At 63.6% G+C, this 10,112-nt stretch carries 12 protein-coding genes and 2 pseudogenes; 8 read left to right on the plus strand and 6 right to left on the minus strand.

Annotated features, from left to right (window positions below; all coding sequences use genetic code 11):
* Positions 1-20: 20 nt before the first annotated feature.
* Entirely contained in the window at positions 21-476 is a 456-nt protein-coding gene (locus B2790_RS13550) for a flavodoxin (protein WP_025340620.1), read from the minus strand.
* 128 nt (positions 477-604) lie between these two features.
* On the opposite strand from B2790_RS13550, the gene B2790_RS13555 reads away from it, so the two are divergent.
* Together B2790_RS13555 and B2790_RS13560 are read left to right on the plus strand one after the other, a co-directional pair.
* Positions 605-1,033: a PAS domain S-box protein gene (locus tag B2790_RS13555; RefSeq protein WP_054572763.1), complete on the plus strand. Its 429-nt coding sequence runs from the start codon at positions 605-607 to the stop codon at positions 1,031-1,033.
* 56 nt (positions 1,034-1,089) lie between these two features.
* Positions 1,090-1,706, plus strand: a pseudogene (locus B2790_RS13560) (hypothetical protein).
* Here the strand turns inward: B2790_RS13560 and B2790_RS13565 are convergent.
* Complete coding sequence (locus tag B2790_RS13565; RefSeq protein ID WP_137162400.1) at positions 1,691-2,626, minus strand: MerR family transcriptional regulator; 936 nt, start codon at positions 2,624-2,626, stop codon at positions 1,691-1,693. The pseudogene B2790_RS13560 and the gene B2790_RS13565 overlap by 16 nt on opposite strands.
* A 199-nt stretch (positions 2,627-2,825) precedes the next feature.
* Here B2790_RS13565 and B2790_RS13570 point away from each other — a divergent pair, with 199 nt between their 5' ends.
* Genes B2790_RS13570 through B2790_RS13585 form a run of 4 tightly spaced genes read left to right on the plus strand, consistent with a single transcriptional unit; the run spans position 2,826 to position 4,797 of the window.
* Complete coding sequence (locus tag B2790_RS13570) at positions 2,826-3,386, plus strand: hypothetical protein (protein WP_015271784.1); 561 nt, start codon at positions 2,826-2,828, stop codon at positions 3,384-3,386.
* Between the two features lie 33 nt (positions 3,387-3,419).
* Positions 3,420-4,157, plus strand: a complete 738-nt coding sequence (folM, locus tag B2790_RS13575) for a dihydromonapterin reductase (RefSeq protein ID WP_274120973.1) — start codon at positions 3,420-3,422, stop codon at positions 4,155-4,157.
* A gap of 9 nt (positions 4,158-4,166) precedes the next feature.
* Positions 4,167-4,463: a DUF1244 domain-containing protein gene (locus tag B2790_RS13580; protein WP_003260708.1), complete on the plus strand. Its 297-nt coding sequence runs from the start codon at positions 4,167-4,169 to the stop codon at positions 4,461-4,463.
* Positions 4,456-4,797, plus strand: coding sequence for a HopJ type III effector protein (locus B2790_RS13585; RefSeq protein WP_274079106.1), 342 nt, complete (start codon positions 4,456-4,458; stop codon positions 4,795-4,797). The genes B2790_RS13580 and B2790_RS13585 overlap by 8 nt, the downstream gene beginning before the upstream one ends.
* A 125-nt stretch (positions 4,798-4,922) precedes the next feature.
* Here the strand turns inward: B2790_RS13585 and B2790_RS13590 are convergent, their stop codons facing one another.
* Both B2790_RS13590 and fabV read right to left on the minus strand, forming a co-directional pair.
* Positions 4,923-5,831 (minus strand): alpha/beta fold hydrolase, encoded by a 909-nt coding sequence (locus tag B2790_RS13590; RefSeq protein WP_286918982.1) that lies wholly within the window; start codon positions 5,829-5,831, stop codon positions 4,923-4,925.
* Between the two features lie 167 nt (positions 5,832-5,998).
* Entirely contained in the window at positions 5,999-7,210 is a 1,212-nt protein-coding gene (fabV, locus tag B2790_RS13595; RefSeq protein ID WP_286918983.1) for an enoyl-ACP reductase FabV, read from the minus strand.
* Positions 7,211-7,533: 323 nt separating this feature from the next.
* Between fabV and B2790_RS13600 the strand changes: the two are divergent.
* A pseudogene (locus B2790_RS13600) lies at positions 7,534-7,806 on the plus strand (agmatine deiminase family protein); the annotation flags it as partial.
* A 118-nt stretch (positions 7,807-7,924) separates the two neighbouring features.
* On the opposite strand, the gene B2790_RS13605 reads toward B2790_RS13600, so the two are convergent.
* On the minus strand, positions 7,925-8,458 hold the full coding sequence (locus tag B2790_RS13605) for a cytochrome b/b6 domain-containing protein (RefSeq protein WP_075046368.1): 534 nt from the start codon (positions 8,456-8,458) through the stop codon (positions 7,925-7,927).
* Positions 8,455-8,721, minus strand: coding sequence for a PepSY domain-containing protein (locus B2790_RS13610; protein WP_286918984.1), 267 nt, complete (start codon positions 8,719-8,721; stop codon positions 8,455-8,457). Before B2790_RS13610 ends, B2790_RS13605 begins: the two co-directional genes overlap by 4 nt.
* Before the next feature lie 175 nt (positions 8,722-8,896).
* Between B2790_RS13610 and B2790_RS13615 the strand changes: the two genes are divergently transcribed.
* On the plus strand, positions 8,897-10,075 hold the full coding sequence (locus B2790_RS13615; RefSeq protein ID WP_286918985.1) for an acetyl-CoA C-acetyltransferase: 1,179 nt from the start codon (positions 8,897-8,899) through the stop codon (positions 10,073-10,075).
* Positions 10,076-10,112 lie beyond the last annotated feature (37 nt).

Genomic DNA, 10,112 nt, shown 5'->3' on the forward strand with positions numbered 1-10,112 from the left:
GCAAGGGCGGGGGAAATACCTCAGGCCTTCAGTGCTTGAACAAGCTCAGCCAACCAAGGCTCTGCATCCGCCTCCGGAGTCACCGTCTCGCTGGCATCCAGGCGCAGCATCGGCTGCACTTCGCGCACGCCCAGTTCGGCAAACAGCTCGCGCATCTGCTCGCCACCACCGCAATAGGTATCGCCATAACTGCTGTCACCCAGCGCAATCACCGCTCCCGGCAGGCCACGCCAGGCCGCAGGCAGGGTATCGCGAATGCTGCTGTACAACGGCATGAGGTTGTCCGGCAGTTCGCCCATGCCAGTGGTCGAGGTCACGGCCAGCAAGGCGTCGGGGGCGAAACCTTCAAGGTCCTGCAAGGTGGCGCGCGCCGCATGCCAGGCCTCCAGGCCCGCAGCCTTGAGCAGCGATTCAGCGTGACGGGCGACTTCTTCGGCGGTGCCGTAGACCGATCCGGAAATAATGGCGACTTTCATCGGGTAGAGGATTCCGAAACTGAGTGAAAACGTAGGATACTAGCATCCGGCGCTGGCAAAAGGCCGCCTCTACCAAAGTCACCCTCCTCAGCCCTGCTTCGCACCCTTGTTTATTCAATGGCCCGAACATGATCAACGCGCAACTACTGCAATCCATGGTCGATGCGTCCAATGACGGCATCGTGGTCGCCGAACAGGAAGGCGACGACACCATCCTCATCTACGTGAACGCGGCCTTCGAACGCCTGACCGGCTACAGCCGTGACGAAATCCTCTACCAGGATTGCCGCTTCCTGCAGGCCGACGACCGCGACCAGCTTGGCCGCGCCCGCATCCGCAAGGCCCTGGCCGAAGGCCGACCGTGCCGCGAAGTGCTGCGCAACTACCGCAAGGATGGCAGCGCTTTCTGGAACGAACTGTCGATCACCCCGGTAAGGCACGACGCCGAACAACGCACCTACTTCATCGGTATTCAGAAAGACGTTACTCGCCAGGTCGAACTGGAGCGGGAACTGGCGCAACTGCGCGTTCGTCCGAAACCCGACGAACGCACCTGAACCAAGTACGCCACGCACGGTCAATCCCGTTGAAGAAATCGCCATCGAGTTCGATCATGCAAGCAGAAGCGCTCCTGACCCAGGACGAGCTGGATTTCATACAGAACATGCAGCATTCGCCGCAGTTGAACCTGGCCGACCCCATGTCGAGCCTGCTGGTCAATGGCGACCGCCGCATCCAGAGCTTGCTCACCCGCTTGGTGGCCAACGAGCAGGTAACCCTGCAGGCCCAGTTCAACAACCAGCAGATCAGCTTCCCGCTGCAACTGGTGGAAGACGAGTTCCATGCCCTGCACCTGCAACTGGGCTCACCGGAAATCTACGAAGACGGGCCCATGCTGCGCCCCTGGCGCCTGTCGATGGAGCAGCCGAGCGCGCTGCTCGATGCCCATGGGCAGGAAAGCGGCCTGTGGGTTCGCGATATTTCGTTCAAGGGTACATTGCTGGAAGTCCGTGGCCTGCCAGCGGCACCAGCCCGCTTCGAACTGCGCTTCGCCCCTGGCGGCATCCCCCCATCGAACTGCATGGCGTGCTGGGCCGGCGCATCGGCCCGGACCTGGCCGCCTATGACCTCAGCCAAAGCCCGACCGAAGAGATCGAACGCCTGCGCGACTACATTCTCCAGGCCCATCGCCGGGCCCACCCCGAGCTACACACTCAGGTATCGAACTGACCGGCCAGAAACTGCCGCAAACGCTGGCGCATCACGCTACCCTGTGCGCCCAGGCAGGCGATAGGGCTGCCAGCCAGGCTGTCCTGTGCCAGTTCCGCCGCTTCACCCGCCAGTAACAACGGGCATTCCAGCCCTGCCACCAGGCGCGTCAGGCGCCGGGTGAGTTCCGCCGTGGGCGGCTGGTGGGAGAACAGCACCAGGGCATCCGGCTTCAGGCGCTCGCAGACCAGTGCCAGTTCTGCCAGCGGCTGCCCGCTCGCCAGTGGCGTCACGCCAAATTCATCACTGCTCAGGATCAGGCTGGTCACCAGCAACTCCAGTTCGTGGCACTGCCCCGGCAACGGCGCCAGCAGCACCATGCGGCTGCGCGGTACACGGGCAAGTTGCAAGCGGGCGAACACCCGACCACGCAGGAACTGATCAAGGAACAGCCACTCGCTGGCCTGCCCGTAGCCGCCCTGCCCGACCGCCAGGTCATGCCACACCGGCATGAACACTTCGCTGAATACCTGGTCCAGTGTGCAGGCGGCAAACACTTCGTCGAACAGGCGGTCCAGGCTGGCCAGGTCAAAACGTTGCAGCGCCTGGCGAATCTGCTGCTGCCAGCGCACCCAGGCGCCCGTCGCGCCACCTGCCTGCCCGGCAAGGGCATGGTCGCGGGCGAGGATGCTGGCGACCTTGCTTACCGCCACGCCGCGCTCCAGCCAGCCAAGGATGCGGCGGATCTCATCGATGTCGGCCTGGGAGTACAGGCGGTGACCACTGTCGGTGCGGGTTGGCTGGATCAGCCCATGGCGGCGCTCCCAGGCGCGCAAGGTCACGGCATTGACGCCGGTCAGGCGGGAAACCTCACGGATCGGAAACAGGTCCTGCTGCGCGAGGCTCGCATCGATTACCGGGTTCAGTCCCTGTTCGTTCATCTGCAAGGGGTACCCTGTGTGCCCATGTTGAACACCTAGTCTACTACGGCAACCGTTTGCCGGCTGACAGTTGCCGAAGATCGCACATGGGCGATAATCCGCGCCCGATTCTTGCATGCACGCCTGCGTCGCCCACCACCCCGGGCGACACAGCCAAAGGGGCCGGCTACCCGCCAGCCCCGTTGCCAGGAGATACACGATGTCTACCCCACCCGTCACCCTGATGGTGTCGCGCCGCGCCGCCCATGGCCGCTACCAGGACCTGCTGGCCTGGCTGCATGAAGGCGAACAGCTGGCCACCGACTTCCCCGGCTACCTTGGCTCGGGCATCCTGGCGCCACCCCGCGACAGCGACGAATTCCAGATCATATTCCGTTTCAGCGACGAGCCGACCCTGCATGCCTGGGAGCATTCCGCCTCGCGCCGGGCCTGGTTGCAGCGCGGCAACGGCTTGTTCGAACGCCCCAAAGAGGCGCGCGTAAGCGGCATCGACGACTGGTTTGGCACCAATATGGTGCAAAAACCGCCACGCTGGAAGCAGGCCGTAGCCATTTGGCTGGCCTTCTTCCCGGTCTCGCTGGTGTTCAACCTGGTGTTCGGCCACTGGCTGGCAGCACTGGACCTGGTGCCCCGGGTACTGCTCAGCACCCTGGGCCTGACGCCGGTGATGGTCTACCTGTTCATCCCCCTTTCCACCCGCCTGCTGGCCGGCTGGCTGCATGCATCCCCGGCCCCCGCTGGCGCCCTGCGCAGCCGCTGAGGCCAGGCCGTACACGCGGTAGACAGTTCGGGTATGCTGGGCGGCAACCAAAGGACAGACAAGTTGACCGCCCCGAACATGAACAGCCCCATTCTCGTTACCGGAGCCAGCCAGCGCGTCGGGCTGGCCCTGGCCCTTGAACTGGCACAGGCCGGCCATACGGTGGTCAGTGCCAGCCGCAGCGTCCAGCCACAGGCGGCCCACCCGAACATCGTGCAGTTCCAGGCCGACCTGTGCCAGGCGGCCGACCGCCAGGCCCTGATCGACTACCTGCACAAGCATTACGACGGCCTGCGTGCGATCATCCACAACGCCTCGCTGTGGCTCGACGATGGCCTCGACAACCTCGAGACCATGTTCCGCCTGCACGTCGAAGCGCCCTACCACCTCAACCTGGCCCTGGGCGACCTGCTGGCCAAGGTGGAAAAGGCCGACATCATCCACATTTGCGACGAAACCTCTTCACGCGGCAGCAAAAGCCATATCGGCTACGCCGCGACCAAGGCCGCATTGCAGAACATGGTGCTGTCGTTCGCCGAAAAATATGCGCCCAAGGTGCATGTGAACGGTATCCTGCCGGGGCTGCTGATCCTCAAGGAAGGGGGTGACGAAACCTACCGCCAGCAGACCCTGAAAAAGGCCCTGCTGGAGTTCGAACCCGGCGCCGGCCCGCTGATCGAGACGGTCAAGTACCTGCTCGCCAGCCAGTACAGCACCGGCAGCCAGGTGGTCATCAACGGTGGCCGCCACCTGAAGAACCGCATGACCTGAGAGAAGCCCATGACCCCACAGCAACAGCTCGAACTCGAGGCCGCCGCGTTCCGGCGCCTGGTCGAACACCTGCAGAAGCGCACCGACGTGCAGAACATCGACCTGATGAACCTGTCCGGCTTCTGCCGCAACTGCCTGTCCAAGTGGTACAAGGCCGCGGCTGACGAGCGCCAGCTCGACCTGAGCCTGGATGACGCCCGCGAAGCGGTGTACGGCATGCCTTACGCCGAGTGGAAAGCCCAATACCAGAAAGAAGCCAGCGCCGACCAACAAGCGGCGTTCGAAAAAGGAAAACCCCGTGACTGACCTGAACACCCTGCGCGCCAGCCTGGCCAGCGGCCAACACGTGTTTGCCAACACCCTGGCGTTCATTGCCGACAACTACAGCTACCAGCCACAGGCCTTCGACAATGGCGGCGTGGAGAATGCGGCCGGGCAGAACGAAGGTTCGTGCAAGACCCTCGGCCTGGCGCTGCTGGAAGGGCTGAGCGACCAGGAAGCGCTGCTGGCCTTTGGCGAGCACTACCGTGACGTAGTGGCCACGCCCGAGGGCAGCGACCATGGCAATATCCGTGCGCTGATCAAGCATGGGCTGGCGGGCGTCAAGTTTGCCGAGCTGCCGCTTGCGCGCAAGGCTTGAGATTTTGGGGCCGCTCCGCGGCCCTTTCGCCGGCAAGCCAGCTCCCACAGGTACCCCGCTGCCTTCAAACTGATCATCCCCCTGTGGGAGCTGGCTTGCCGGCGATGAGGCCGGTGCAGACAGCATCAACCCATGATCCTTCCTGGCACCTCACCCGCCAACCCACCCTGCCGCAACCACTGCAAGGCCACCGGCCACAAACTTTCGCGAAAGCGGTCATGGAAGAACGCGAAATGGCCAATTTCATCGACCGAGATATCCACAGGCGCAATGCGCAGGTGCTGGCGCTCGGCGCCCTGCAGATAACCCAGCAAACGCTCGGTCGCTGCCACGGTACCAAAGGGGTCATCGGTCAGGCTGATGGCCAGCGTCGCCGCCCGCACCTGGGCGAACGGTAGTGCCTCCAGTGCACGCCCGCTGGGTCGGTGCTCATAGCGCGGGGTACGGGTGGTCCAGTCGTGCACCACGCCGGATGGCGTGTCCTCCAGCCAACCCAGGCGCTTGCCGGGAAAGTAACCGAACACCCGGGTGAGCAGCGGCATTACCACATGCCACTTGCCGAACAGCTGCCAACGCTGGTCAGCCGCGTAATCGCGCCAATAGGCGAATTGCGCACCAACCATCACCACCCGGCGAACCTTGCTCGCCGACGGTGCCAGCCCCACTGCGCAGCCGCCAAAACTGTGCCCCACCACGTCCACCGGTTGGCCGGGGAAATGTTCTGCGGCATGCACCAGCATGGCTTCGAAATCCAGCCGGCCCCAGTCGCTCCAGGATGCCTGGAAGCCACGCAGCGAGGCCGGGCGGGATTCGCCGATGCCACGGTAGTCGTAGGTCAGCACATCGCAACCCTGGGCGAACAGGTAGTCGGCGAAACGCGAGTAGTAGCGGCAGCGTACCGAGGTGGCAGCGTTGATGATCACCAGCGGGCGCTGGGGGTCAGGTCGGGCGTGGCGCCAGCGGAAGCCGCCGAGGCTGTAGCCGTCGGCTGCGGTGTGGCGAAAGGCAGTGGCGGGTTGGGTGAGGCTGCTCATGGCACATTCCCTGTTGTTGTGCGCCAAAGCTAGCAAAAAAATCCTGGGCTGTACCGGCCTCTTCGCGGGCTTGCCAGCTCCCACAGGTTCCCCACTGCCCTCAGGCGTAGTGAGATCCCTGTGGGAGCGGGCAAGCCCGCGAAGAGGCCGGTACAGGCCGACAGCGATTACAGCTCGACGCAGTCGAACTTCACATCGGTAGCCACGTCTTCGTCGTAGTTGACGTCAGCGCGCTCGAAGCCGAACAGGTTGAGGAACTGCTTCTTGTAGCCGGCATAGTCGGTCAGCTCGAACAGGTTCTCGGTGGTCACCTGTGGCCACAGCGCCTTGCAGGCGTCCTGCACGTCATCACGCAGTTCCCAGTCGTCCAGGCGCAGGCGGCCCTTCTCGTCGACCTCGGCCGGCGCGCCATCGGCACGGTACATGCGGTCGCGGTACATGCGGTCCAGCTGGTCCTGGGTGCCTTCGTGAACACCCTTCTCCTGCATGATCTTGAACACCATCGACAGGTACAGCGGCATCACCGGGATGGCCGAGCTGGCCTGGGTAACCACCGACTTCAGCACCGCCACGTTGGCGCCGCCCTTCACTTCATCGGCCAGCTTCTTGTCCAGGCGCAGGGCGGTTTCGTCCAGGTCCTGCTTGGCCTGGCCCAGCGCACCGTGCCAGTAGATCGGCCAGGTGATGTCGCTGCCGATGTAGCTGAAGGCCACGGTGCGGGCGCCTTCGGCCAGCACGTTGGCGCCAGCCAGGGCGTCGATCCACAACTGCCAGTCCTGGCCACCCATGACGGTGACGGTGTCGGCGATTTCCTGCTCGGTAGCCGGCTCGATGCTGGCCTCGATGATGGTGTCCTTGTTGGTGTCGATGGCGGTCGACTTGTACGGCTGGCCGATCGGCTTCAGGGCCGAACGCACCAGTTCACCGGTCTGCGGCAGCTTGCGCACTGGCGAGGCCAGCGAGTAGATGACCAGGTCGACCTTGCCGCCCATTTCGTTCTTGATCAGCTCGATGACCTTGGCACGAGCTTCGTCGGAGAAAGCGTCACCATTGATCGACTTGCTGTATAGGCCTTCGGTCTTGGCGAACTTGTCGAAGGCTGCAGCGTTGTACCAGCCAGCGGTGCCGGCCTTGGTCTCGGTGCCTGGCTTTTCGAAGAACACGCCCAGGGTGTCGGCCTTGAAGCCGAACGCCGCGGTGATGCGGGCTGCCAGGCCGTAGCCGCTGGAAGCACCGATGACCAGGACCTTCTTCGGGCCATCCTCGCGCACGCCCAGCTTGCGGGTGGCTTCGATCTGGTCACGGACGTTGAGCTCGCAGCCCTTCGGGTGAGTCGTGGTGCAGATGAAACCGCGGACCTTAGGATGAATGATGGCCAATGTCTGTACCTCGTCAGGTTTATGCCGGGGGAAGCGCCGCCATGGGCGATTCCGGTTGATCAGAGGGTGAGACTACCCCCGCAGGTTATCCGACACATATTACGGGGTGATCTTGGGGATGCAAAACGGTGGATTACCTGTACCGGCCCTATCGCCGGCAAGCCAGCTCCCACAAAGACGGCGCAAAACTTGAGCCCTGTGAGGGACCTGTGGGAGCTGGCTTGCCGGCGATAGGGCCAGTGCAGGCAACACCAGCTGCGGCAGCAACCAGTGCCTGGCAAAGGCCGGGCTGGTGTTGACCACCAGTTGGTTGGGCTTGCGGGTTGCAGGTGCACGTCGTGTCGCCGCCGCTGCACGGGCGGAACAACAGGTTCAGCAAAGGCAATGACGACTTTGCCGCTGGGTACATCAACTACTTCGTGATCAATGGCGCGATCATTGCGCCACAGTTTGGCGATGGGGCGGCGGACGAGAAAGCGCGGGGGCTGCTGGCGGCGTTGTATCCGGGGCGGGATATCGTGCAGCTGGATATCGATGCCATTGCTGCGGGGGGCGGGGGGATTCACTGTGTGACCCATCAGTGCCCGGCGGTGTAGCAGATGCTGCCTGTGCTGGCCTCTTCGCGGGCTTGCCCGCTCCCACAGGCACTCCACAAGACTCAAGATTTGTGCAGTTCCTGTGGGAGCAGGCAAGCCCGCGAAGAGGCCGCCACAGTCAATCGCGGTGCCGACGGCGCCCCGTGATCATCGACCACGGCAGGTTTTCCCGCATGCGCACGCTCTCGTAGATGGCCGCCAGCACATGCACGCAAACCAGCACCAGCAGCGCGTTGGCCAGCCAGCTGTGCAGGTCCATCGGCCAGTCGACACCAAACAGCGCGTCCACCTCCTGCGACGCCCACCCGGTAAGGCCCAGACCGGCAATGCAGGTCAGCATCAGCACCATCACCAGGGCGCCAATCGGCGAATGCCCCATGTGATGGTCAAGCTCCCCATGCAGCAGCGCCCGGGCATGCCCGACCAGGCTTGCCGGGGTTGGCCAGAAGTCGGCCCAACGCGCGCTGCGTGGCCCGACAAAGCCCCAGATCACACGCACCACCACAACGGCCAGTGCGTAGTAACCCAGCCACTGGTGCCAGTCTTCACCCTCTTCGTTGAAGAAGTAGTTGGCGAAGAACACCACAGCGATCGACCAGTGGCACAGCCGCAGTAGGGGGTCCCACAGCTGTACCGTGCCGTCGCTGTTCAATCGTGATACTCGGTCTTGACTGCCTTGCCCGTCACTGGGTCATGGTAGATCTCGACCTTCTTGCCATCCTTGTCGAAACCGTAGATCTCGTAGCAGTTACCCTTGGTGACCTTGAACTTGTTGATCTTGTAGCCCTGCTCGTTGAGCTGCGCCTGGAATTTTTCCTGATCCTGCCAGGTGCTTTTGTCAGCGGTGGTGCATTCGGTGGCCGCGAATGCGGTGCTGCTGGCGATCAAGAGGGTCATGGCGATCAATGTACGCATGGGCATGAACTCCATTCAGATGAGTGTAAAAGCGCATCCCTCAGCATAGTTCTGCAGGCCGCTTTACGCTCATTCATTTGCTTTACACATCAATCGCAAAGAAAAACAAACTTAACAAATGAGCCAAAGCCACCGATGCTTGAGGCATCACGCCCATCGCACGGAGAACAACAACATGAACGACGTGGTCATCGTCGCCGCAACCCGTACCGCCATCGGCAGCTTCCAGGGCGCCTTGGCCACTGTGCCTGCAGTAGACCTGGGTGCCGCCGTGATCAAGCGCCTGCTGGAACAGACCGGGCTGGCCCCGGAGCAGGTCGACGAAGTCATCCTCGGCCAGGTGCTTACCGCCGGTGCCGGGCAGAACCCGGCACGCCAGGCCGCGATCAAGGCCGGCCTGCCCTTCAGCGTACCCGCAATGACCCTGAACAAGGTCTGCGGCTCGGGCCTGAAGGCACTGCACCTGGCCGCTCAGGCCATCCGCTGCGGTGACGCCGAGGTAGTCATCGCCGGCGGCCAGGAGAACATGAGCCTTGCCCCCTACGTGATGCCGTCGGCCCGCACCGGCCAGCGCATGGGCCATGGCCAGCTGATCGACAGCATGATCACCGACGGCCTGTGGGATGCCTTCAACGACTACCACATGGGTATCACTGCCGAAAACCTGGTGGACCAGTACGGCCTCAGCCGTGAGCAGCAGGATGCCTTTGCCGCCGAGTCGCAGCGCAAGGCAGTGGCGGCGATGGAGGCCGGCCGCTTCGATGATGAAATCACTCCGATCCTGCTGCCGCAGAAAAAGGGAGAACCCAAGGTGTTCGCGCGGGACGAGCAGCCACGCCCGGATACCACCGCTGAATCCCTGGGCAAACTGCGCCCGGCGTTCAAGAAGGATGGCAGCGTCACCGCCGGCAACGCCTCGAGCCTGAATGACGGCGCCGCCGCCGTGCTGCTGATGAGCGCCGCCAAGGCCAAGGCCCTGGGCCTGCCGGTGCTGGCCAGGATCGCGGCTTATGCCAGTGCCGGTGTAGACCCGGCGATCATGGGCATCGGCCCGGTTTCGGCCACTCAGCGCTGCCTGGACAAGGCCGGCTGGCAATTGGCCGAACTGGACCTGATCGAAGCCAACGAAGCCTTTGCCGCGCAGGCGCTGGCCGTGGGCAAGGCGTTGGAATGGGATGCCACGCGGGTCAACGTGAATGGCGGGGCGATTGCCCTCGGCCACCCGATTGGTGCGTCCGGGTGCCGGGTGCTGGTGACTCTGCTGCACGAGATGATCAAGCGGGACGCCAGGAAAGGCCTGGCAACCCTGTGCATTGGTGGCGGGCAAGGCGTGGCCTTGGCAATCGAGCGTTGATCTCGGGCTGAGTCAAGCAGGCCCGGCCTCTTCGCGG

Source organism: Pseudomonas sp. UBA6753 (assembly GCF_002453565.1).
GTDB classification, from domain to species: Bacteria; Pseudomonadota; Gammaproteobacteria; order Pseudomonadales; family Pseudomonadaceae; genus Aquipseudomonas; species Aquipseudomonas putida_Z.

Excerpts from the sequence above, each read along its gene's own strand:
- B2790_RS13580 (WP_003260708.1), top strand. The coding sequence starts at position 4,167 with ATGACCCCACAGCAACAGCTCGAACTCGAGGCCGCCGCGTTCCGGCGC.
- B2790_RS13565 (WP_137162400.1), bottom strand. The coding sequence starts at position 2,626 with ATGAACGAACAGGGACTGAACCCGGTAATCGATGCGAGCCTCGCGCAG.
- folM (WP_274120973.1), top strand. The coding sequence starts at position 3,420 with ATGCTGGGCGGCAACCAAAGGACAGACAAGTTGACCGCCCCGAACATG.
- B2790_RS13570 (WP_015271784.1), top strand. The coding sequence starts at position 2,826 with ATGTCTACCCCACCCGTCACCCTGATGGTGTCGCGCCGCGCCGCCCAT.
- B2790_RS13590 (WP_286918982.1), bottom strand. The coding sequence starts at position 5,831 with ATGAGCAGCCTCACCCAACCCGCCACTGCCTTTCGCCACACCGCAGCC.
- B2790_RS13555 (WP_054572763.1), top strand. The coding sequence starts at position 605 with ATGATCAACGCGCAACTACTGCAATCCATGGTCGATGCGTCCAATGAC.
- B2790_RS13550 (WP_025340620.1), bottom strand. The coding sequence starts at position 476 with ATGAAAGTCGCCATTATTTCCGGATCGGTCTACGGCACCGCCGAAGAA.
- B2790_RS13615 (WP_286918985.1), top strand. The coding sequence starts at position 8,897 with ATGAACGACGTGGTCATCGTCGCCGCAACCCGTACCGCCATCGGCAGC.
- B2790_RS13610 (WP_286918984.1), bottom strand. The coding sequence starts at position 8,721 with ATGCGTACATTGATCGCCATGACCCTCTTGATCGCCAGCAGCACCGCA.